Raw genomic sequence first — 22723 nt, 5'->3', positions numbered from 1 at the left:
GGCGGCAGGCGCTTGCGCCCGCTGCCGCACCGGTGCGCGCGTCAGGCCGCGCGCAGGGGCAGGTTCTTCTGGCCGGCCTTGCGGTTCGGCGCCATGCCGTGCGCGGCCAGGGTTTCGTCGGCGCTGTCGTACCAGGTGCCGATGCGATAGATCTCGCGGGCTTCCTTGCCCGAGGCGATCTCGCGGCCCAGTTCATGCGCCACGCGCACGCACTGCTCGATCTGCTGCACCGAGGTCATGCGGTCGCCGTGCTGGTCGATGATGGTGTCCTCGATGCCGCAGCGCGGGTGCAGGCCCATGGACATCGCCATCATGTTGAACGGCAGCACGTTCTTCAGCAGCGATTCCGCGGTCAGGGTGCAACCGTCCGGCGCGCGGTGGACGAAGTTGAAGAAGTTGAACGGGTTGGGGCCGTCAAAGCCGCCGCCGATGCCGATCCAGGTCAGGTTCAGCGGGCCCTTGTAGTGGCCTGCGCGCACCATGCGCTCCAGCGTTTCCATGGCATGGATGCCGGTGAGCTGGAAGTGCGGCTGGATGCCTGCGTTGCTCAGGCGGCGCAGGTGCTCTTCCACCCAGCCCGGGCCGGCCGGCACCGTCATTTCGCGGTAGGCAGCCTGGTAGGCGGGATGCTCCAGCGAGGTACCCTTCAGGTATTCGGGGTACAGCAGCTCCATGATGTTCATCTGCGTGGTGTTGATCGCCACGGTCACCTGGTCCGGCTTCGGGTCCAGTTCAGCCAGCATGTGGCGGGTATCGTCCGACAGCCACTTGGCCGCCTGGCCGTCGTCTTCCGGCGCGAAGGAGATCGAGCCGCCCACCTGGATGATCATGTCCGGCACCGCGGCGCGCACGCCGGCGATCAGCTCGTTGAACTTGGACAGGCGCTTGGAGCCCTTGCCGTCCAGTTCGCGCACGTGCAGGTGCAGCACGGTGGCGCCGGCGTTGTAGCAATCCACGGCCTTCTGGATTTGATCTTCCATCGTCACCGGAATATCTTCCGGGAAATCCGCGGGCATCCACTCGGGGCCGTACGGCGCCACGGTGATGACCACCTTGTCCTGGTTCTCGGGGTGCAGGGAATCGTCGAGGAATTGCATGCTTTTGCTCCTGGTATGTTGTGAGCGAAACGCCCTGGGTACCACCTGCATGGCGGCACCGGACAGTCGCGTTCGCGGTATCAAGTTCGGTGGCTGAAGTATCGTGTAACGGCGTGCAGCGATTTGACGATCCGGGACGATCGATTTACATTTCGGGACAGTCAGGGAAAACGCGATGTCCTACTACCTTCGCAGCGCCAGCCTCACCAACTTCGTGGAAGTTGCCCGCGCGGTGGGGCTCGATCCACACCAGCAACTGCGTGCGGCCAAGATCAGCCGCGACGTGCTGCTCGACCCCGATATCCGCATTCCGGCAGGGCTGGTGGGCCGCTTGCTGGATGCTTCCGCGCGCGCCTCGCAAGTGGACGACTTCGGCCTGCGCATGGCCGAGCTGCGCCAGTTCTCCAACCTCGGGCCGCTGGCCTTCGTGGTGCGCGAGCAGCCGACGCTGCGCCGGGCGCTGGAGTCGATGGTGCTGTACATGGGCCTGCAGAACGAGGCGCTCGCCATGCGCATGGAAGAGGCCGAAGGCCTGGTGATGATCCGCCTGCAGCTCCTGAGCGAGGAGCCCGGCACGTTGCGCCAGGCCACTGACCTGGCCGTCGGGGTGATGTACCGCATGCTCAGCCTGTTTCTCGGGTCGACATGGCGGCCGCGCGGGATCTGTTTCACGCACGCCGCACCGTCCAGTCTGGCGACGTTTACGCGCGTGTTCGGCATGCCGGCGCTGTTCAACCAGGATTTTGACGGCCTCGTCTGCGTGGCGTCGGACCTGGATGCGCCGTTGCCTTCCTATGACCCGGTGATGGCCGGGCAGGTCAAGCGCTACCTCGGCACCTTGCTCGCGCAGGCGAACAGCACCATGCCGGACAAAGTACGCAAGCTGGTCTACGTGCTGCTGCCAACCGGTATGTGCTCGGTCGATCGCGTGGCGCAGCACCTTGGCGTGGATCGCCGGACGGTGCACCGGCGCCTGCTGCAGGAGGACACCACGTATTCGGAGATCCTCAATGAGGCTCGCGCCGGCCTGGTGATCGGCTATATCGAAAACCCGGAGCGGCCGCTGTCGGAAGTGGCCACGCTGCTGGGATTTTCTTCGCTGAGTGCGTTTTCGCGCTGGTTCAGCGGGCAGTTCGGCTGCAGCGTGTCGAAGTGGCGCACGCAGCAGCAGCCGCAGGAGCGTGTGACGGACAGCGCGGAGCCGGCGCAAGGACTGCTCTAGGCATCGATCCGCATTTCCATCGCGCACACGCTGTGACAGAATGCGCCGTCACCTTCTCTCCGGCATGCACTGCCTGCGCCCCGCGTGAACGGCTTGTCCGCTACCGTCCCAATCTCTGTCGTCAATGGCTTCCTGGCCGGCGCCGATCCCATGGCGATCGCGCGGCTGGCCGAGTGCTCAGGCATTGCCGGTGAGTTGCTGGCCGAGCCGGCCGCACGCGTCACGCAGGAACAGTTTTCTACGCTGTACCGCCTGCTCGCCAAGGAGGCCGACGATGAAATGCCGGGCATCTTCAGCCGGCCGCTGCGCAATGGCACGCTCAAGTACCTGTGCCTGAGCTTGCTGGATGCGCCAAGGCTGGAGGTGGCACTGCACCGCTTCGGCCAGTTCTTCCACCTGATCCTCGATGACTTCCGGATCGTGTCGCGGCGCGACGGTGCCTCAGGCTATGTCGAACTGGCCGACAACCCGGCCGGTCCCGACGTCAGCGTGCTGGGGCGGGAACTGATGCTGAAGCTCGTGCATGGCGTGGCGTCGTGGCTGATCCGCCAAAAGATCCCGCTGCAGGCAGTGGAGTTCCAGTTTCATCACTCGCCGCTGGCCGGCGACCATCTCTACCTGTTTCCCGGCCCGGTGCATTTCGGTTGCGGCCAAAACCGCATCAGCTTCGATGCGGCTTACCTGGACATGCCGGTGCGCCAGCGCAAGCCGGATCTGGAGAAGTTCCTGTCGCGCGCGCCTGAGGACTGGATCTTCGTTTCCTTTGCCGAGCAGATGAGCTCCCACCGGGTCAGGCAATACGTTGCCGAGTGCCTGCCGGTGTCGCCCACCATCGAGGCGGTGGCCCATGCGTTGCACTGTTCGGTGCGCACCCTGTGCCGGCGCCTGTCGGCGGAAGGCACTTCCTTCCAGGCGATCAAGGACGACGTGCGGCGCGATATCGCCATCCAGCGCCTGACGCGCTCCGAGGATCCCATCGCGGCCATTGCCTTCGATGTGGGCTTCGACAATCCCACCGCATTCCATCGCGCCTTCCGCCACTGGACCGGCAGCACCCCCAACGCCTACCGCCGCGCGCTATAGGCCCGCCTGCACGGCTGGCAAAGCTGGCCGGCGACTGACAAATCTGGCCACATTAGCCGGCTCTTGCGACGCACGGCGGGCGCGTAGGGCTGCTGCCGCGCAAAGCGGCAGGATTTGTCAGTGAATGGGCAGGTTTGGGTATCCACCTTTGTGCGTGCCGCCACTACGATCGGCACATAACGTTACAGTGCCACCGGTTAGTGAATCGGATGCCGGCGCTGTGAACATCGCACAGAGGCCGAGAATGAGCTACACCGCACCTACCAAAGACATCCTGTTCGTCATCCGTGAACTGGCCGGACTGACAAAGATTGCCAGCCTGCCTGGCTATGAAGACGCCACCCCCGACACCGTCGAAGCCGTGATCGGCGAAGCCGCAAAGCTCCACAGCGAGGTGATCGCCCCCCTCAACGTTGCCGGCGACAAGCAACCCAGCAGCTGGCACGACGGCGAAGTCAGGACCACCCCCGGCTTCGCGGAAGCGTTCCGCCAGTTCGGCGAGGGCGGCTGGCAGGGCATCGTGCACCCGGTCGAGTTTGGTGGCCAGGGCCTGCCCAAGCTGGTCGGCACGCCGTGCATGGAAATGATGAACGCGGCCAACCTGTCGTTCGCGCTGTGCGCCATGCTTACCGACGGCGCGATCGAAGCGCTGCTCACCGCTGGCTCTGACGAACTGAAGCAACGCTTCCTGCCGCGCCTGATCGCCGGCGAGTGGACCGGCACCATGAATCTGACCGAGCCGCAGGCCGGCTCCGACTTGGCGCTGCTGCGCACCCGCGCCGAGCCGCAGGCTGACGGCAGCTACAAGGTGTTCGGCACCAAGATCTTCATTACCTACGGCGAGCATGACATGGCGGACAACATTGTCCACCTGGTGCTGGCGCGTACCCCGGGTGCGCCCGAGGGGATCAAGGGCATCTCGCTGTTCGTGGTGCCGAAGTTCCTGGTCAACGGCGACGGCTCGCTGGGTGCGCGCAACGACGTGCAGTGCGTGTCGATCGAACACAAGCTCGGCATCAAGGCGAGCCCGACCGCGGTGCTGCAGTTTGGCGACCATGGCGGCGCGATTGGCTACCTGGTCGGCGAGGAGAATCGCGGCCTGGAATACATGTTCGTGATGATGAACGCCGCGCGCTTCGGCGTGGGTGTGCAGGGCATCGCCATCTCCGATCGTGCCTACCAACAGGCCGTGGCCTATGCGAAGGACCGCGTGCAAAGCCGCCCGGTCGATGGCTCGGCCCGCGAGGCGGTGGCCATCATCCATCATCCCGACGTGCGCCGCATGCTGACCGAGATGCGCGCGCTGACCGAAGGCGCGCGTGCGCTGGCGCTGGTGGCAGCCGCCTACTCGGACGTTGCCCACCATGCGCCGGATGCGGACACCCGTGCGCAGTTCAGGTCGGCCTATGAATTCCTGGTGCCGGTCATCAAGGGCTGGAGCACCGAGATGTCGCTGGACGTGACCAGCCTGGGCGTGCAGGTGCACGGCGGCATGGGCTTTATCGAAGAAACCGGTGCCGCCCAGCACTTCCGCGACGCGCGCATCCTGCCGATCTACGAAGGCACCACCGCGATCCAGGCCAACGACCTGGTGGGCCGCAAGACCGTGCGCGATGGCGGCCTGGCCGCGCGCGCCATCCTGGCCGAAGTCGACAAGACCATCGACGCGCTCCGCGACTGCGCCGGCAGCGACGCTGACGCCGCGTGCAGCGCCATGTTCCTGCAACTCGGCTACGCGCGCGTGGCGCTGGGCCGGGCGGTCGACTTCGTGCTGGAAAGCACCGCCAAGGATCCCAACGCCGTGTTTGGTGCCAGCGTGGCCTACCTGAAGCTTGCCGGCATTGTACTGACGGGCTGGCAGATGGCGTGCGCGCTGATCGTGGCGACGCACAAGCGCAGCGAGGACGAAGCGTTCTACGCCGCCAAGATCGCCACCTGCGAATTCTTCGCCAAGCACATCCTGCCGCGCGCTTCGGCGCTGGAAGCTGCCATTACCGGCGCGTCGGGAAAGGACGGCTTCCTGACCCTGGACGAATCCCGGTTCTGAAGCGGAAGCCGCCACAAAGATCATCAATGGAGGAGGCCGTATGGCAATCGAAAACTACCGCATGGCGACGCTCGGCGCGTTCGTCGGCAAGGAGCTCGGCGTGTCCGAGTGGGTGGAAGTGGACCAGGCGCGCATCGATGCGTTCGCGCAATGCACCAACGACAGCCAGTGGATCCACGTGGACGTGGAGCGCGCCAGCAAGGAAAGCCCGTTCGGCGGCACCATCGCCCACGGTTACCTGACGCTGTCGCTGGTGGCGGGCCAGTGGTTCGACATGGGCGTGGTCCCGGCGGATGCCAGCGCCGCGGTCAACTACGGGCTGGATAAGACCCGCTTCCTGGCGCCGGTGAAGGCGGGCGCGCGCGTGCGCAACCGCGTAAGCCTGCTCGCTGCCGACAACAAGGGCGCAGGCCGCGTGCTGCTGCGCACGGAAAACACGATCGAGATCGAAGGCGAGTCCAAGCCGGCGCTGGTGGCGGAAGCCCTGGCGCTGCTGGTCGCCTGAAGCACGAGCAAGACAGAAGAAGCAAGGAATAAGGCAGGAGACGTGAGATGACAAGGGTCAACAGTGCGAGAGAGCACGCCGGCAAGGCCGGAAAGGCTGCAGCCGTGATCGCGGCCACGGCGGTGGAGTCCATCGACCTGGCGCCGGACCTGATGGCCGGCCCCAACCCCTTCGTGGGGCTGCGCCCGGAAGACCTGGTCAGTACCGCGCAGCAGATCGGCGCGCAGTGCATGCAGGAGCCGGTGCTGGTGCTGGAGCAGCAGGCACAGCTGGCGCAGGACCTGGTCAGCGTGCTGGACGGCTCGGCACCGTCGCCGTCGGCGCGCGACCGGCGCTTTGGCGACCCGAGTTGGCAGGACAACCCGCTGTACCGCATGTCGCTGCAGGGCTACCAGGCCTGGCGCAATGCAGTGAGCGGCTTTGTACGGCGCTCGGTGATGGATGAGCGCAGCAAGCATCGCGCAGAGTATTTCACCTCGCTGGTGGCCGATGCGCTGGCACCGACCAACACGCTGCTGGGCAATCCGGCGGCACTCAAGAAGACCGTGGAGTCTTGCGGCATGAACCTGATCAGCGGGCTGACCAACCTGGTCACCGATACCCTGACCAACCGCGGCATGCCTGCGCAGGTGGACAAGGAGGCGTTCAGCGTTGGCAAGAACCTGGCTACCACGCCTGGCGCGGTGGTGTTTCGCAACGACGTGCTGGAGCTGATCCAGTACACCCCGACCACCGCGAAGGTGCACGCCCGGCCGCAGCTGATCGTGCCGCCGCAGGTCAACAAGTTCTATGTGTTCGACCTGGCGCAGGGCAAGAGCATGGTGGAGTACCTGCTTGGCAAGGAACTGCAGGTATTTATCGTGAGCTGGCGCAACCCCACCGCGGCGCACCGCGACTGGGACATGGATACCTATGTCGGCGCGCTGGTCGAAGCCATCCACGCCATCCGCGACATCACCGGCAGCCCCGACGTCAACCTGCACGGCGCCTGCTCTGGCGCCATGACGATGTCGGCGCTGATGGGCTACTGCGCCGCGAGCGGCGAGCAGCTGGTGCATGCGGCCACGCTGATGGTGTCGGTGTTCGGGCTGGATGCGCAGTCGCAGCTTGGGCTGTTCAGCACCCCGGAAGCCATCACGGCTGCGCGTCAGGGCAGCCAGGCACGCGGCGTGCTCGACGGCGAGGAGCTGGGGCGCGTCTTTGCCTGGCTGCGCCCCAATGACCTGGTGTGGAACTACTGGGTCAACAACTACCTGCTGGGCAATGCGCCGCCGGCCTTCGATGTCCTCTACTGGAACAACGACACCACGCGGCTGCCGGCCGGCCTGCATGGCCAGTTCCTCGACATGCTCACACTGAACCAGCTGGCCACGCCGCGCACGCTGCGCGTGCTGGGCCACGCCATCGACCTGTCCGAAGTCCAGTGCGACAAGTACGTGCTGGCCGGCATGACCGACCACATCACGCCGTGGAAGGCTGTGTACCGCTCGGTGCGCGCCTTTGGCGGACGCACGGAGTTCGTGTTGAGCTCCAGCGGACATGTCCAGAGCCTGATCAACCCGCCCGGCAACCCCAAGGCCAAGTTCTTCCGCAACGATGTGGCGGCTGCGGATCCGGAGACCTGGCTGGAAGGCGCGACCACGACCCAGGATTCCTGGTGGACGCACTGGAGCCAGTGGCTGAAAAAGCGCTCCGGGCTCAAGCGCAACGCGCCGGCCAGCCTTGGCAGCCAGCAATACACACCATGCGGCGAAGCCCCTGGCGTCTACGTGACTGAAGCGTAGTTCCCTGGCCCCGCGGGGCCATCGTTTTGTGCAACCCAACCTGTCAGGAGAAATGAAAAATGGAATCGACCAACACCGCGGGCAAATCGGCCCCGTACAAGAAGCTGTTTGACTTCGTCAAGCAGAACCGCCTGGACCCGGCGGCTATCCTCGAATCGCGCCGCAAGGACATCGAGGCCCTGGCCAGCGTCAACATCGCGCTGCTGGCTGGCCTGCAGTCGCTGGTGCGCCAGCAGGGCGAATACCTGTGCGACACCGCCGCCGACCTGCAGGCGCTCGCCCGCGGCGGCAAGGATGCGGACGGCCAGTCGGCCAAGGTCTCGGAAGTGTTGCCGCGCTCGCTGCACAAGGCCGTGAACGGCCTGCGCGGGCTGACTGACACCGTGTACAAGGCCCAGGCTGACAGCATTGCCACGGTCGGCCGCCGCATTGCCGAGAACGTCGAGGAAGTGAAGGGCATCCTGCGACCCCGGCAATAAGTACCAGGAGGCACGGCCGGCCTCCCGGCCGTGCCTTCGCGCCCAACGCCTCCAGGACAACTAGATGACAACAAGCGATGCCGGCACCATGGCCGGCCACATGCATGTCCAGACGGTAGATCTGGACGGGCAGCAACTCAGGGTCGGCACCCGGCCCGGCAGCGACGCGGGGCCGCCGCTGCTCATCTTCAATGGTATCGGCGCCAACCTCGAATTGCTCGAGCCCTTCGTCGATGCGCTGGCGGGCGTGGAAGTGATCATCTTCGACGTCCCCGGTGCCGGCGGCTCCCCCGCGCCGCTGCTGCCTTACCGCTTCTCCAATCTTTGCGTGCTCGCCGACAGGCTGCTGTCGCACCTGGGCTATGTGGGCCAGGTCGATACGCTCGGCGTGTCGTGGGGCGGTGCGCTCGCGCAGGAATTCGCACGGCTCTATCCGCAGCGTTGCCGCCGCCTGGTGCTGGCGGCAACGTCGCCCGGCGTGCTCATGGTGCCGGGCAGGCTGTCGGTGCTGTCGAAGATGATCGGCGTGCGGCGCTACAGCGATCCGGAGTACCTGCGACGCGTCGGCGCCGACCTCTACGGCGGCGCCTTCCGCGACGATCCTGCACTGCTCGACGAACATGGGCGGCACATGCAGCCGCCGCGCGGGCGCGGCTATCTCTACCAGCTGCTGGCGGCCTGGGGCTGGAGCAGCCTGCCGTGGCTGGGCGCGGTGAAACAGCCCACGCTGGTGATGCACGGCGCCGACGATCCCATCGTGCCGCTGGTCAATGCCAGGATCCTCGTGGCCCGGATTCCCAATGCGGAACTGCACGTGCTCGAGGACGGGCATCTCTTCCTCGTGACCGGCGCGGAGAACACCGCGCGCGTCGTCGGCGCCTTCCTGCGCCGCTAGACCCTTGCTCAAGCCGCGGCACGTCCGCGGCTTTTTCCTTTTACTCCTCGCAAAAAAAACGGCCGCTCGGGAAAATCCCCGGGCGGCCGCTAACGAGCAAGGTGCTCGGTGTCGATCCGGTGACTGGAGCGACCGGTCAGAACTTGTGGCGAATGCCGACGGCCACGCCGAACATATTGCTCTGGCCGTTGGCCAGCGCGTAGCTGTTGCCCAGCGACAGGCTGTTGGCGTAGATCGTTGCCAGCGACTCGAGCATCAGGCCGGCGTTCTTCGCATAGGCAGTGCTCAGGTAGACGTCGGTGCGCTTGGAGAATGCATAGTTGGCCACGAAGGCGACCTGCCACGGATTGGCGACGCTGGTATTGCCGAACAGGCTCTTGACGTCGTCGTAGTTGTATTCCAGCGTCAGGCCGATGGCCGGCGTGACCTGGTAGTTGGCGCCGATCCAGTAGAAGTCATCGCGCTGGATCACGACATCCGCCGCGTTCTTGTTCTGGCCCCAGCGGTAACCGCCCATGATCTTGGCCGGTCCGAAGGTGTAGCTCGCGCCCACCACGGCCTTCTTCGCGGTGCCATTGCTGGTGCCGATGGTCGGGTTCCACTGGTCGTAGCCCACGGTCACGCCAAACGGCCCGCCCTGGTACGCCACCGCGGCGCCATAGGCGGTATCGCGGCGGAACTGGCCGGGGACTTCACCGTTGCCACCGATCGGCGTGGCCACGCCCACGGTCGCGGGCAGGGCCAGACCGGTGCCGAACGACCAGTGCGCCAGCGCCGTGACCGGGCCGAACTTGCCGGTGTACTTGACCGTGTTGTCCTCACGGAAGTTCGGGCCGGACTGCAGCACCACCGGTTCGTATTGCGTGGCATAAGCGGTCGGCGAGAAATTGCCCAGCGCCTCGAACATCGACGTGTACTGGCGGCCGAGGCTGATCTGCCCGATGCCGGCCTTCTGCACGCCCACGAACGCCTGGCGCCCGAACAGGCGGCCGCTTTGCTGCGAGGTGCCGGTGTCAAGGTTGAAGCCGCTTTCCAGTACGAACAGCGCCTGCAGTCCGCCACCGAGATCCTCGCTGCCGCGAAGACCCCAGCGCGAGCCGGAGACCCCGCCGGAATTCATGCGGTAGACGTCGTTGGCCGGGCCACGGTTGAACTGGTTGGCGGCGGTCGGTACCGCGCCGAGGTGATTGACGTACTCCACGTTGATGTCCGCGACGCCGTAGAGCGTGACATTCGTCTGCGCGAAGGCGCCTCCCGAACAGGCGAGCAGTGCGGCCGCGGCCATGCTCCTGAGCTTCATTGGTATTTCTCCTCTTTTCCTTTGGTTGCGATGCGGATGAATCCGTCTCTGTGAGTACTACGGGTACTGCAATCTCTGTGGCGGCGTTGCGCTACGCGAAGGCTATTGCGGCTCAGTTGGCGCGCAGCAGCTTTTCCAGCAACTCGGTCGCGCGCGTCCACGGGCCATATCCGGCCGCCGGGTTCAGGTGGCCGACTTCGCCGAGGTCGACCAGGCGGCTGCCCCAGTCGCTGGCCATCTGCGCGGCGCGCTCATAGCTGGCCAGCGGATCGTTGCGGCTGGCGGCGAGGAGGCTGGGGAAGGGCAGTTGTGCCCGGGGCACGGGCAGCCAGCCGTTCCCGGCCAGCGTGGCGTGGTCCGGATAGCCGGCCGGCATCGGCATTTCAAGATCAGCAGGCGTGGCCAGCAGCGCGCCGCGGATCTTGCGGTGGTGCTGCGCGGCCCAATGCACGGTGATCATCACGCCTGCGCTATGCGCCACCAGCACCACCGGGCCGTCGATATCGGCCAGGGCAGCGTCCAGCGCGGTCACGCGGGCATCACGGCTGAGCTTGTCGTGCTCCAGCGGCGCCACCGAACGGGCGTTGGGCAGCTCGGCCTGGAGCAGGGTCTGCCAGTGTTCCGCTACGTGATCGCGCAGGCCGGGAACCATCAGGAAGGTGGTATCAGCGGGAAGGTTCATCAGTCGTCCAGGTAATCAGTCAGAAGATCAGGCCTTGTTCGGGTCTGCCACACGCTGGTTTTCCAGGTGAAGCAGGTCGGCCATGTAAGTGCGGCGCCCCACCAGGAAGCACAGCGCGGCAAGCACGCCTGCCAGCGGGATCAGTTGAAGGGCGCCTAGCAGGCCAATGCGGTCGGCGATCAGGCCGGTGACAAAGGGTCCGGGCGCCAGGCCCAACAGGTTGTTTGCCAGCGTGAGCGTGGCAAAGGCGGTGGCATGGATGGCCGGATGGGTCAGGTTTGCAACCGCGGCACTGGCCGGTCCGGCCGTGCCACCGACAAACAGCATGCCGGCACCGACCAGCACCAGTTGCGCGGTGCCGGCGGGCAGGTGGAACGCAGTGAGCAGCAGCGCGCAGCAGGTCACGCTGTAGGCCACGGCCATCAGCCACTTGCGCCCGGGGGCGTGGCGAGCCGCCCAGTCCGTCAGCGCGCCGCACAGGACCATCCCTGCGCCACCCGCCAGCACGAATGCCGCGGCGGTCACGCCGGCACGGTCCGTCGCCATGCCGTAGTAGCGCGCCAGGAAGCTCGGCATCCAGGTGAGCAGGGCGCCCATGACCAGCAACTGCAGCGCACTGCCCACATACGCGCAGAGGATCGAACGCGCCGAAAAGAGGGCAGACAGCAGCGGGCGCAGTGAGACGCTCTCGCGCCGAGCGGCACTGTCCGGTTCCTCGCCCAGCGCACGGCGTTGCGCCTGCAGGCGCGGCTCGGTAATGAAGAGACGGTAGAACCCGACCAGCACAAGCCCGAAGAGCGCCATGCCGGCAAAGGCCCAACGCCAGCCAAAGTGAGCGGACAGGACACCCCCCGCCGCCATCCCCAGCACGGAGCCAAACGCTCCGCCAGCGATAAACGCCGAACTCAGGCTGGCACGCAGATGGCGCGGAAACACCGAAAGCACCACGGCAATGCCGACGCTGCCATAGGCCGCCTCACCAATCCCCACGCACAGCCGCGCCACGAACATCTGCCCGAAATTGTTGGCCAGCGCGCAGCCCAGCGTGGCCAGGCTCCACAGCGCCGCCATCAGGATCAGGCTCCTGACCCGGCCCCAGCGGTCGGCCAGGATGGACAGCGGAAACGTCAGCAGGCCAACCATCAAGGCCACGATCCCGCCCAGCGCACCGAGCTCGGTGTCGCTCAGCGACCATTCCACCTTCAGCAGCGGAAAGACGGCGTTGAGCACCTGCCGGGACATGTAGTCCGACAGCAACAAGCCAAAGCTCAGCGCAAAGACGAGCCAGGCGTAAGAACGCGACGAACTCGCACCGGCCGCGCCGGCTGAGATGGGGGAATGCGTGGTGGTTTGCCCGAGCATGAAAAGCCTTTTCCTGGATGCGCTTGACTGCGTCATGGCTACGCATGCAGGGGGCAAAACCCTCCTTTCAAACGCTGGCCACAGTCCTGTCGCGACCGGCGAAGTATCTAGGATTGGCTATCAGCAGTTTGACTAGCGGGGACAACTTGTTTGCATTTTGGGACAGTCGGGGAAAACGAGGAGTGAGTTGGGCGGGGGGGGCTCCGACGGCGCGTGCGTTTGTAGCTACGCAATACCCAGGCTGCTGAAGTTGGCCTGCGACCAAGATAGGTGAATCAAGATGCGCTCCCACACCTCGTGCGCCCGAAGCCCCTTGACGAAGGCACGCATAAAGTCAAAATGACCCCGATGTAGTTGCCGGCGGCGCGCAGGCGTGGGCGACCACTCCATTGCCGAGGCGTCATCCAGCCTGATTTTCGAGTCATGCGAAGGCATCGCTGAACGTTGCCAGACTTTACTGCACGTCAAGATCCAGCGTGCGCATGATGTATTCGAACGCGCCGTCGGGTGTTAGTCAGTCGCAGGCCAGCACAGACAGCGGCCCCGGCGCAGGCTGCGCGCTGGCGCGCGCGGCCGCCACCCGCGCCGCGGCGTCGTCCAGCTGCGCCAGCGTGCCGGCGTCAACCGGGACATGGGTGGCGCGGGCGGCGCGCCAGGCCCGTTCGGGCTCGCCGGGCAGGCGGATGCCATCCTGCCCGGGCTGTAGCCGCGAGGCCTTCATCCACTCGGCGAACGCCGCCACCTCATGCCCGAACGATGTGCTGGTGCCCAGGCGCGCGGGATCGAACACGATCGCCAGCATGTTGTTCCAGACCGCATGCTCATGCCGCAGCGTTTCCGCGCGGATGGTGTGGCCGCCGGTGACCGCGGCGCCCAGCAGCTCGCACATCACGGCCAGCACATGGCCCTTGTGCTCGCCAAAGGTCCGCAGCGCGCCTTGCGGCGCGCCGTCGGCGGGGTACATCACGGCAGGATCGGCGGTGGGCTCGCCGTGCGCGTCCAGCAGGCAGCCGGGCGCCACCGGCACGCCCTTGTTGTGGGCCACGCGCACCTTGCCCAGCGCGATCGCACTGGTGGCGAAGTCCAGCACCAGCGGCTGCTCGCCCGCCACCGGCACGCCGATGGTGAACGGGTTGGTGCCGTAGCGCGCATCGTAGCCGCCGTGCGGCGCCACGATGGGCTTGGACAGCACGTTGACGAAGTGGATCGAGATCATGCCGGCGGCGGTGGCCTGCTCGGCCCAGTGGCCCACGCGCCCCAGGTGGTGCGACTGCCGCAGGCCCATCACGCAGACGCCATGCTCGCGCGCGCGGCCGATGGCCATGTCCATGGCCTGCGCCGTCACCGCCTGGCCCATGCCGCGGTTGCCGTCCAGGCTCAGCATGCTGCCGGCATCGTGCAGCACGCTGACCTGCTGGTTCAGCTGCAGCTCGTCGGCCTGCCAGGCCAGCACATAGCGCGGGATCATGCCTACGCCGTGCGAGTCATGCCCGCTCAGGTTGGCGCCGACCAGGTGGTCGGCCGTCAGGCGCGCCTCTTGCGCGCTGCTGCCCGCGGCAAGCCAGAGATCGGCCACCCACTGGTGCAGGGCGGCGGTAGGGATGCGGTGTTCGCTCATATCGGCCTTGGCTAGGGATGAAAAAAGCCCCGTGCTGTGTGACGGCAACGGAGCTTCATGATACGGCCGGACCGAGCCCGGCGGTGCCGGCGTGGCCGGTGATCGGCAACTGCTTACTGGCCCAGCGCGGCTTCGGCAGGTGACTGGCCAAGGATTTCGCGGATACGGGCCAGGTAGGTATCGCCCACCGCGCGGTGCATGCGCGCCGCCTCGGCCGCGAACTGGCGCCGGCTGGGCGGGCGGATGCCCAGGCTGCGGCAGATCGTTGACAGGTAAGGCTTGCGCTGGCCGCCCAGGCGCAGCGCCGCGGTCTGCAGCGCGGCATCGCCGATGCGCCCGCGCAGCCAGGCCAGCACCTGGCGGTCATAGTCGTTTTGTACACGGATCAGGTGTTCCATGGACGGGACTCCTACTGTTCATCCATACAGTTACTGTAAATATATACAGTATCCGGCGGGATGCAAGGAGTTTGTCCAGGAACACTTTGGTCGCGTGGCCAAGTCGGCTACAAGCCACCCAGGGCGTTCACGGTGAACGCCAGAATCCCCATGTTGAACAGAAACGCGGCCACGCAGTGGCCCAGGACCACCCTGCGCATGTGGGCGCCGGCGATGGTCACGTCAGACGTCTGGAAAGTCATGCCCAGCGTGAAGCTGAAGTAGAGGAAGTCCCAATAGCTGGGGTCCTTAACGCCCGGCACCTGCAGCCCGCCCTGGTCGCCGGTGGCGGTCTGGAGATAGTAGAGATGCGCATAGTGCAGCGTGAAAACGGTGTTGGCAAAAAGCCAGGACAGGATGAGCGTGGCGACGATCAGCGCGATGTCGGCCCAGTGCGGTGTCTCGGGGCGCGCGATCAGCGTGCCGATCGCGACCAGGATCACCATCGAGAGCAGCACGGTGATCGTGAGCAGCGCGGTGCGGTTGGCATCGTTGTATTCCGCTGTACGCCGCATGGCCGCAGCATCGGCGCGCAACAGCGGCAGCGCGGCGCCAAGGAAGACAAGGGCCGCGAGATCGAAGCCGATCAGCAGCGCAATACGTGGCTCTGCGCCGAGCGCACCCGCGGCAAAGGTCGCAACGATCAATATGGCGCCGCACAGCAGAAAGCGTGCGGGTGCAATGCGCTTGCCGATTGCGAAGCGGGAGGGTCTATTCATAGGGCAGTCATTCGGGGTGACCCCTTGTCAGGAAAGGAGGCTGGTCATGCGTGAATCATATCCGTGCCGTCGCGCAGTTTGTAACGCTGCATGCGCCTTTCATTTGACGGTATCGAGGTCGATAATGGCCCTGTGCCATGACCGGTAAGGAGAGACGCCATGACCAAAAGCTCTTCCTTCACGGATAAGCCCGATCTCACCCAGGGCGTGCCGCTGGCTGACATTGCTGACGGCGGCATGGTGACAGGCCAGGTTGGCGGCAAACCGGTCTTGCTTGTGCGACGGGCTGATGAACTGTTTGCCATCGGTGCGACCTGTACCCACTATGGCGGGCCACTGGCGGACGGCCTGCTGGTCGGCGACACGATCCGATGTCCATGGCATCACGCCTGCTTCAGTCTTCGTACCGGCGCGGTCCTGGGGCCGCCCGCCCAGGACGATCTGAAATGCTGGCGCGTGGAACTGCAGGACGGAAAGGCCTTCGTCCGTGAAGCGCTGCCGCCGGTGCGGCCACCGCGACTTGCCGCCGCCCAGCTCCCGGAATCCGTGGTGATCATCGGCGGCGGCGCAGCCGGGACTGCCGCGGTCGAAACCCTGCGGCGGGAAGGCTATAGCGGCCCCGTCACGCTGTTGAGCGCCGATCGCTCATTGCCGTACGACCGGCCGAATCTGTCGAAAGACTACCTCGCCGGGACGGCAAACGCGGACTGGCTGCCAATGCGGCCACCGACGTTCTACGCGGATCACGACATCGATGTGCGCTCCGACAACCGTGTCGTCAAGCTCAGCCCCGCGCAAAAATCCGTCACGCTCTCGGATGGCAGCAACGTGAGCTACGGCGCGCTTCTGCTTGCCGTCGGTGCCGTGCCGATACGGCTCGACGTTCCTGGCGCATCCTTGCCGCACGTGGGCGTGCTCCGTACGCTGGCCGACTGCGACGCATTGATCGCGCGTCTCGGCACGGCACGCCGATGCGTCGTGGTGGGCGCAAGCTTTATCGGGATGGAAGTCGCGGCAGCGCTGCGAACGCGAGGCATTGAAGTGCATGTTGTCGCGCCCGAAGCGCATCCGATGGAGCGGGTCCTGGGTGCGGCGCTCGGCGGCATGATCAAGGCGCTTCATGAATCGCACGGGGTAACGTTCCATCTCGGGGCCACGGTGACGGAGATTCAGCCGGATCGGGTGAAATTGTCGACCGGCACGGAGCTGGCCGCCGATCTGGTCGTGACCGGGATTGGCGTTCGCCCCGACGTGGCCTTGGCGCAGGACGCCGGCCTCGCGCTGGACAAGGGCGTGGCGGTCGATGAATTTCTCCAGACGAGCGAACCTGGCATCTATGCCGCGGGCGATATTGCGCGCTGGCCTGACCCGGGAACGGGCCAGCGTATCCGCGTCGAACACTGGGTGGTCGCCGAGCGCCAGGGCGTGGTGGCAGCGCGGAATATCCTGGGACAGCGCCAACGCTTCGCGGCCGTGCCATTCTTCTGGACCCAGCACTATGATGTGGCCATCAACTACGTAGGCCATGCGGAGCAATGGGATCGCCTGGATGTCGACGGCGATCCCGCCGCGCATGACTGTACGGTGACCTATTGGAGCAAGGACAAGCGGCTTGCGGTCGCCACGGTCGGGCGCGACCTGGCGAGTCTTCGGGCGGAGGCCGCGTTCGAGCAGGAGGCGACAGGATCCGGGGCGTGATCGGCAACCTAGGCAATCCGCAGGCGTTCGGGATGTGAGTAGACGACCCGTCAATCTACTGACGTAGCGGGTTGGCCGCAGTCCGTCCGGCGCGCCGAAACGGACCGCGTCGGCTCAATCGACAAGCGTTACTTTCCAGGTGCTTGCCCTGTCAGTTCAAGCGGAACCGATGCCTCGCTTGTCAGCATCAGGAACGTCAGCGTTTCGCGCAGGTACAGCCGTACCACCTGCTCCGTATGGCTGCTATAGCCGATCGAGAGATCCTCGCCAAGGTGCAAGGCGTAGTCGCCGCCGCGGGTCGACAGCACACTGCCGCCGCTGATCGCCGGCGCCCAGATGATCTCGCCGCTGACGATCCGCTTGATGTGGTCAATGACCGGATAGCCCTGGTCGCGCCCGCCTGCAAGCGCGGTATATGCGTCGGCGCCAAGGAGCACGGAGTAGGGGCCGTCGACACCCGCCAGCTTCAACGCCTCGAGCGCATCGCTGATCACCTGCGGATATTCGTTGACGTCGGCCGGCAGCGTGAACTTCGGATTCGACGAGCCTTCGCGGATGCCAACGACGCCCGCCTGCCGATAGCCGTCGAAGATGGCCCGGTCCTCCGCAAAGGCAAGCTGTTTGGCCGCTTCCTTGGCCGGCTGCCAGTCGGAGTCACGCGCGCCGCGCTCGACGCTGTCGATCGCTTCGCGCTGGAGTTCAAACGGCACGGTCAGCTGGACCAGGGCCCTGACCTCGCGCAGCTTCGCGCCGACGCCTTGCAGCGGCGCCTCGAGGTCCAGCAGGTGCCCGGTACCCACGCCGGCCAGTTCGGGGCCGCCGGGGCCGATCACGTCTGTCACGCGCCGTCCGGCGACGGAACGCTTGAAGGTGCGCGCCACTTCCTCTTCAATTTGAGACCATGCGGCGCTGGTGATTGGGGCGAGTTCGCGGTGCAGGTTATTCATATTCGCGGTTCCCTTTGAGCGATCCGATATTCAATGAGCCTTCCCGGTGCGGTGCGGCCGACGGTGAGGGCGCCGCTTGGCTATCACTGACAGCAGGGGCTTCGCGGTCCGCAAGCCCTTCAAGCAGGTCGGCCGACGGCACAAAGAACAGGCTGCCGGTGACTGCCTTGCTGAAGTCGAGCAGCCGGTCGTAATTGCCGGGCGGCAATCCGACGAACATGTTCTCGAGCATCTTCTCGATCGGCGCGGGCGAACGCGCGTAGCCGATGAAGTAGGTGCCGAACTCGCCCGCGCCCGGGCGCCCGAATGGCATGTTGTCACGCAGGATCTTCACCTCCTGCCCGTTCTCGACCAGCGTGGTCAGCGAACTGTGCGATGACGAGGGTTTGATCTCTTCGTCCAGCTCGATGTCGGACAGTTTCTTGCGCCCGATGATCAGTTCCTGTGTCTCCACGGGAAGGGCATTCCACGCCGTCATATTGTGCAGATACTTCTGCACGATGACGTAGCTGCCACCGGCAAACTCGGCATCCTCGTCGCCGATCACCGTGAAATCGACCGCCTCGCGTCCGGCCGGATTCTCCGTGCCATCGACAAAGCCGATCATCGCCCGCATGTCGAAGTTGCGAAAGCCGTGCACCTCGTCGACAACCTGGATCGCATCGCCAAGCTTGCCGAGCAGTTGCGTGGCAAGCTCGAAGCACAGGTCCATCGAATCGGCGCGGATGTGCAACAGCAGGTCACCTGGCGTGGCGATGGCGACGCGATTGCCGGTGCCGAACTCCCGGAACGGATGCAGCGCCGCGGGACGGGGCTTGCCGAACAGCCTGTCCCAAGCGTCGGAGCCGAAGCCGCAGACACAAGACAGGTTGCCTGACGGCACGCGATGGCCGACCGCGCGCACGATGGCGGCAACGTCGGCACACCATGCGCGGACGGTGTCGGCGTGGTCGTCGCCGTCGGTGAGCGTCGCAACGATGAATATGGCGCTGCGGGTGACTGTGCCGGAAACGGCTTGCGGTTCGGGGGAATTTGTAGGCATCGGGCGCTTCTTGTTGGTGAAACCGATACGGTTTTCGGGCTGACGGAAGAGAATTCAACGCATAAGCCTACACGAATTGTGTGGTGCCTCTGACCTTTCATTTTCTGCTGACCAGGCAGTATCAATCGCCGTTGCAAATCCGGATAAAGGACACAGAGGACTTTCGCCATGAGAGTTCGACTCCTTTCCTGCTTTGCGGCGACATGGTCGGCCAGCCGATCCAGGCTGCAGAGCAAGGCTCATGCCTGTGCCGGCATCGCTGGGTAGTCGGGTTGTTCAGGCGCACTGCAAGCGCTGCGCGGGGGCTGCGCGATGGACAAAATGTCCATGCTGAGCCCGGTCTCTCGGGTCAATCTGTCCATCCCGTTGTCACTTAAGGCATCGCTTATAGGCACACAAAGAATCGCTGAATTTACCTTAAGTGGCCAGGCAATTATCTTGTCTCCAACGATGCAGGACCCTTAAGCGCAGCGGCATCGATGCACGCTTGAGCAAGCCTCATCGGCCATTCGGATAAGGATAGGAGACCATGCATGTTCACGACGAGGATATTCCCGCGGCAGTCCCTGATGGTCTCCGTCGCATCAGGCTGCCGGGCTCCCTGACGCAGCCATGATCGTCGGCACGGCAGGACATATCGATCACGGCAAGACCAGCCTGGTCAGGGCGCTGTCGGGCATGGATACCGACCACCTGAAGGAAAAGAAGGCGCGCGACTTTTCGATCGAGCCTGGCTACACGTACGTGCCGCTCGAGAACGGCGACGTGCTCGGCCTGGTCGATGTCCCGGGCCACCAAAAGCTGATTCACACCATGGCCGCGGGCGCATGCGGTATTGACTTCGCGCTGCTCGTGGTCGCTGCCGATGCCGGCGTGATGCCGCAAACGCGCGAGCACCTTGCCATTGTGCAACTGCTCGGCATCCGGCGCGGCGCGATTGCGCTGACCAAGGTCGATCGCGTGGATGACGCGCGGCTGCGGCAGGTGCGCGCGGAGATTGCGTCGTTCCGGCGCGGCAGCATGCTGGAAGATGCACCGGTTTTTGAAACCTGCGCAACGCGCGCCGACGATCCGGGTGTGAACGCGTTGAAGCGGCACCTGCACGCGGCCGCGGCTGCGTCGCGCACCAGGCGCGACGACGGGCTGTTCCGCCTTGCGGTTGACCGGGTCTTCACGCTTGCCGGGCAAGGGACGATCGTGACCGGAACCGTGGTGTCCGGGCGCATCCATATCGGCGACAGGGTGTTGCTCGCACCGAAGAACGAGTCTGTGCGCGTGAGCAGCATCCATGCGCAGAATCGTCCTGCTGCTGCCGGGCGGGCGGGGCAGCGCTGCGCGCTGAACCTGGCAGGCATCGACAAGGGCGCGATCGAGCGCGGTGACTGGGTGGTCGATGTGCGCCTGGCACGGGCGTCGGAGCGCATCGATGTGATGCTGACCCTGTTGCCAGACGCCCCTGCGCTGGAGCACTGGGCGCCCATGCATGTTCACCTGGGCACGCAGCACCAGGTGGCGCATGTCGCGCTGCTCGATGGCCCGACGCTTGCGCCCGGGCAGCGCGCGCGCGTGCAGCTGGTGTTCGAGCGGCCGGTATGCGCGCTGCCAGGCGATCCCTTTGTCGTGCGGAACGCGCAGGCCAGCCGCACCATCGGCGGCGGTGATGTACTCGATCCGTTCGCGCCTGCGCGCAAGCGCCGTTCTCCGGCGCGGCTGGCGTGGCTCGACGCGATGCAGGCCATGCTTGACACTGGCTCGGTCGGGGCATTGCTCGAGCAGGCGCCAAACGGGCTGTCGCGCGCGCTGCTGGAGCGGCTGAGCGGTATGCCGGCGGCGGCCATCGAACTGCCGCGGGACACGCGCGTGATTGAACTTCCGGGCGACGATGCCTTGCTGGTGTCCAGCGCGGCGTGGCGGGCGCTGGCGGGCCGATTGACCACTGCGCTGCGGCAATTCCACCAACGCTCGCCGGATGTGCATGGCCCGGAGGTGGCGCGTTTGCGCAGGATCGCCGCACCGCTGGCGCGAGATGCGTTGTGGCGTGCGATCGTCGATGACGCCTGCGCGCGCGGCGAGATCGTCAGGAACGGCCCCTGGCTACACCTGCCCGAGCACACCGTGACGCTCGACGATGCGGATCGCTCGCTCGCCGCGACACTGCAGCAGGACATGAAAGCGGGGCGCTTCGATCCGCCATGGGTGCGCGAGCTGGCGAGCGCGCATGGCGTGCCGGAGGACAGGGTGCGGCAGCTGATGCGCAAGCTCGCGCGTCATGGCGAGACGTTTCAGGTCGTGCACGACCTCTTCTACGATCCGGAGGCGATTCGCGAGCTGGCCTTGCTCGCCGCTGTCGACGCCAGCAAGAACGCCGGCACGGTCGTCGCCGGGGCATTTCGCAATGCCACCGGACTCGGACGAAAACGTGCGGTTCAGGTCCTGGAATTCTTTGACCGGGTTGGCTATACGCGCTTCGACCGTGGCCGGCATCTGGTGCGCACGGACAGTCGTTGGCTGGAGTTGCTCTGAGGCTTCGTGCAGAACGCCTGACCAGGGTGAAAGATATATGCGCGGCGCCCGTCGCCTGGAGCTGGTGCTGGACGACGGCAAGATCCGGTTGCGCATCGGGCAGTGCGGCGCCGACTCCGCCGAGACCACGGTCGTCAACGGCGGCACGCTCTCGGACCGGAAACGGGTGAACGTGCCCGATGCGGTGCTGCCGATGTCGGCCATGACCGAAAAAGACCGGCGGTCCCCGCTGACAGAGGCCACTGCCACCTCCGTCAGCGGGCCGGGCCGCTCCCCTCTTGACCTCGACTCCCCCCCTCGAAAGGGGTAGGCAATGCTGAGGCTTGGCTCATTTGCCCCGACTCTCGTTGACTACGGCTTTGGAAGCCCCCGGCGGGGCCATCGTTATTTGGCCGAAGACCGGGCAAATGATGGCCATGATGGTATCGAAACTGTGCAAAAGTCATATCCTGCTAATCCGCAGGGTGCCTTTGACGGCGCGCAGGCATGAGTGGCGCCGTTAAACGCCTTCCGGCTGGCGAACCTCGCCTGGTTTTATTGATGCCAACACTGTACATGCGCTGGCGCGTGGTCTAGTCTTCACGTTGACCCGCGTTCGGGTGAAATCCGGGCGAAGGGGCCAATCAAGGCGCCAGTAAAAGCGCCAGTATCGGGGGTCTGGACTGCCATGAGTATCGAGATCGGAAAAGACATCACTGCGTTTGCCGACCAACTGCTGGACGCCGTATTCCTGGTCGACACAGGCGGCCGCATCCAGTATGTCAGCGCAGCGTGCGTGGGCATTTTTGGCTATACGCCGAAGGATATGGCGGGCGAGTTCATCATCGATCTGGTCATGCCCGCCGACCGGGACCGGACCATTGTCGAGGCCAAGCAGGTCATGTCGGGAAAGAAGCGGATCGGTTTTGAAAACCGCTATCGCCACAAGGACGGCAGTGCCGTCCATATCATGTGGTCCGCCGGATGGCTCCAGTCGGAACGGTTGCGCGTCGGGGTTGCCCGCGATGTCACTGCGCTGAAGAAGGAGAGCATTCTTGACCTTGGGCTGGCGCTTTCTTCGGTCCCGCTGGCGCCCCACGAGCAGAAAGTTTTGCGGCTGTTGCTGACCGACGCGTCGGAAAAGCAGATTGCCCAGCGCCTCGGCCTGGCCGTTTCCACAACCCATTCCTATGTGACCGGCATCTTCCGGAAATTCGGCGTCAGGGGCCGAGCCGGGTTGATGAGCCTGTGGCTGGAAAACCTGACCAGGGATTCGTCGTAGCGGCAGACCAAACGCTGCTGGC

19 protein-coding genes and 1 pseudogene are annotated in these 22723 nt (G+C 65.5%); 11 read left to right on the top strand and 9 right to left on the bottom strand.

Annotation, left to right across the window (positions count from 1 at the left end; translation table 11 throughout):
- Positions 1-41: 41 nt before the first annotated feature.
- The gene (locus tag AC07UK_RS23175; RefSeq protein ID WP_114135346.1) at positions 42-1097 is read right to left on the bottom strand and encodes a beta-keto acid cleavage family enzyme; all 1056 of its coding nucleotides are present in this window, start codon (positions 1095-1097) and stop codon (positions 42-44) included.
- Between the two features lie 175 nt (positions 1098-1272).
- On the opposite strand from AC07UK_RS23175, the gene AC07UK_RS23170 reads away from it, so the two are divergent.
- From AC07UK_RS23170 to phaZ, 7 genes are all read left to right on the top strand, one after another.
- Positions 1273-2319 (top strand): AraC family transcriptional regulator, encoded by a 1047-nt coding sequence (locus AC07UK_RS23170; RefSeq protein ID WP_436223726.1) that lies wholly within the window; start codon positions 1273-1275, stop codon positions 2317-2319.
- A gap of 84 nt (positions 2320-2403) precedes the next feature.
- Positions 2404-3402 carry an AraC family transcriptional regulator gene (locus tag AC07UK_RS23165; protein ID WP_436223725.1) on the top strand — a complete coding sequence of 333 codons (999 nt, stop codon included), beginning with the start codon at positions 2404-2406 and terminating at the stop codon, positions 3400-3402.
- A gap of 244 nt (positions 3403-3646) precedes the next feature.
- Positions 3647-5449, top strand: a complete 1803-nt coding sequence (locus AC07UK_RS23160; RefSeq protein ID WP_436223724.1) for an acyl-CoA dehydrogenase — start codon at positions 3647-3649, stop codon at positions 5447-5449.
- A gap of 40 nt (positions 5450-5489) precedes the next feature.
- Entirely contained in the window at positions 5490-5954 is a 465-nt protein-coding gene (locus tag AC07UK_RS23155) for a MaoC family dehydratase (RefSeq protein ID WP_436223723.1), read from the top strand.
- Positions 5955-6001: 47 nt separating this feature from the next.
- Positions 6002-7738, top strand: a complete 1737-nt coding sequence (locus tag AC07UK_RS23150) for an alpha/beta fold hydrolase (RefSeq protein WP_436223722.1) — start codon at positions 6002-6004, stop codon at positions 7736-7738.
- Positions 7739-7797: 59 nt separating this feature from the next.
- Complete coding sequence (locus tag AC07UK_RS23145; RefSeq protein ID WP_436223721.1) at positions 7798-8217, top strand: phasin family protein; 420 nt, start codon at positions 7798-7800, stop codon at positions 8215-8217.
- Positions 8218-8281: 64 nt separating this feature from the next.
- A complete protein-coding gene (gene phaZ, locus AC07UK_RS23140) occupies positions 8282-9112 on the top strand; it encodes a poly(3-hydroxyalkanoate) depolymerase (RefSeq protein ID WP_436223720.1) in 831 nt (276 codons plus the stop codon).
- Positions 9113-9248: 136 nt separating this feature from the next.
- On the opposite strand, the gene AC07UK_RS23135 is transcribed toward phaZ, so the two are convergent.
- The 6 genes from AC07UK_RS23135 to AC07UK_RS23110 all read right to left on the bottom strand — a co-directional run bounded on the left by AC07UK_RS23135 (position 9249) and on the right by AC07UK_RS23110 (position 15158).
- Complete coding sequence (locus AC07UK_RS23135; RefSeq protein ID WP_436223719.1) at positions 9249-10412, bottom strand: porin; 1164 nt, start codon at positions 10410-10412, stop codon at positions 9249-9251.
- Between the two features lie 112 nt (positions 10413-10524).
- Positions 10525-11094 (bottom strand): RBBP9/YdeN family alpha/beta hydrolase, encoded by a 570-nt coding sequence (locus AC07UK_RS23130; protein WP_436223718.1) that lies wholly within the window; start codon positions 11092-11094, stop codon positions 10525-10527.
- Between the two features lie 27 nt (positions 11095-11121).
- Positions 11122-12456, bottom strand: coding sequence for an MFS transporter (locus tag AC07UK_RS23125; RefSeq protein ID WP_494686312.1), 1335 nt, complete (start codon positions 12454-12456; stop codon positions 11122-11124).
- Between the two features lie 514 nt (positions 12457-12970).
- A complete protein-coding gene (locus tag AC07UK_RS23120; RefSeq protein ID WP_436223716.1) occupies positions 12971-14074 on the bottom strand; it encodes a malate/lactate/ureidoglycolate dehydrogenase in 1104 nt (367 codons plus the stop codon).
- A gap of 113 nt (positions 14075-14187) precedes the next feature.
- The gene (locus AC07UK_RS23115) at positions 14188-14472 is read right to left on the bottom strand and encodes a CppA family protein (RefSeq protein ID WP_436223715.1); all 285 of its coding nucleotides are present in this window, start codon (positions 14470-14472) and stop codon (positions 14188-14190) included.
- 107 nt (positions 14473-14579) lie between these two features.
- Entirely contained in the window at positions 14580-15158 is a 579-nt protein-coding gene (locus tag AC07UK_RS23110; protein ID WP_436223714.1) for a DUF1345 domain-containing protein, read from the bottom strand.
- A gap of 231 nt (positions 15159-15389) precedes the next feature.
- Between AC07UK_RS23110 and AC07UK_RS23105 the strand changes: the two genes are divergently transcribed.
- A complete protein-coding gene (locus AC07UK_RS23105; RefSeq protein WP_436223713.1) occupies positions 15390-16928 on the top strand; it encodes an FAD-dependent oxidoreductase in 1539 nt (512 codons plus the stop codon).
- A 128-nt stretch (positions 16929-17056) separates the two neighbouring features.
- On the opposite strand, the gene AC07UK_RS23100 is transcribed toward AC07UK_RS23105, so the two are convergent.
- Both AC07UK_RS23100 and AC07UK_RS23095 read right to left on the bottom strand, forming a co-directional pair.
- The gene (locus AC07UK_RS23100) at positions 17057-17875 is read right to left on the bottom strand and encodes a family 1 encapsulin nanocompartment shell protein (protein ID WP_436223712.1); all 819 of its coding nucleotides are present in this window, start codon (positions 17873-17875) and stop codon (positions 17057-17059) included.
- Entirely contained in the window at positions 17868-18917 is a 1050-nt protein-coding gene (locus AC07UK_RS23095) for a Dyp-type peroxidase (RefSeq protein ID WP_436223711.1), read from the bottom strand. Before AC07UK_RS23095 ends, AC07UK_RS23100 begins: the two co-directional genes overlap by 8 nt.
- A 612-nt stretch (positions 18918-19529) precedes the next feature.
- On the opposite strand from AC07UK_RS23095, the gene selB reads away from it, so the two are divergent.
- The 3 genes and pseudogenes from selB to AC07UK_RS23080 all read left to right on the top strand — a co-directional run bounded on the left by selB (position 19530) and on the right by AC07UK_RS23080 (position 22701).
- Positions 19530-21440 (top strand): selenocysteine-specific translation elongation factor, encoded by a 1911-nt coding sequence (selB, locus tag AC07UK_RS23090; protein ID WP_494686310.1) that lies wholly within the window; start codon positions 19530-19532, stop codon positions 21438-21440.
- Positions 21441-21498: 58 nt separating this feature from the next.
- A pseudogene (locus tag AC07UK_RS23085) lies at positions 21499-21663 on the top strand (pyruvate kinase); the annotation flags it as partial.
- Between the two features lie 444 nt (positions 21664-22107).
- A complete protein-coding gene (locus tag AC07UK_RS23080) occupies positions 22108-22701 on the top strand; it encodes a helix-turn-helix transcriptional regulator (protein ID WP_436223709.1) in 594 nt (197 codons plus the stop codon).
- The last annotated feature ends 22 nt before the right edge of the window (positions 22702-22723 follow it).

This window comes from Cupriavidus sp. GW821-FHT07C08 (assembly GCF_059419025.1).
The sequence above is the reverse complement of the archived record's forward strand: the minus strand, read 5'-3'. Positions and strand labels throughout refer to the sequence as shown.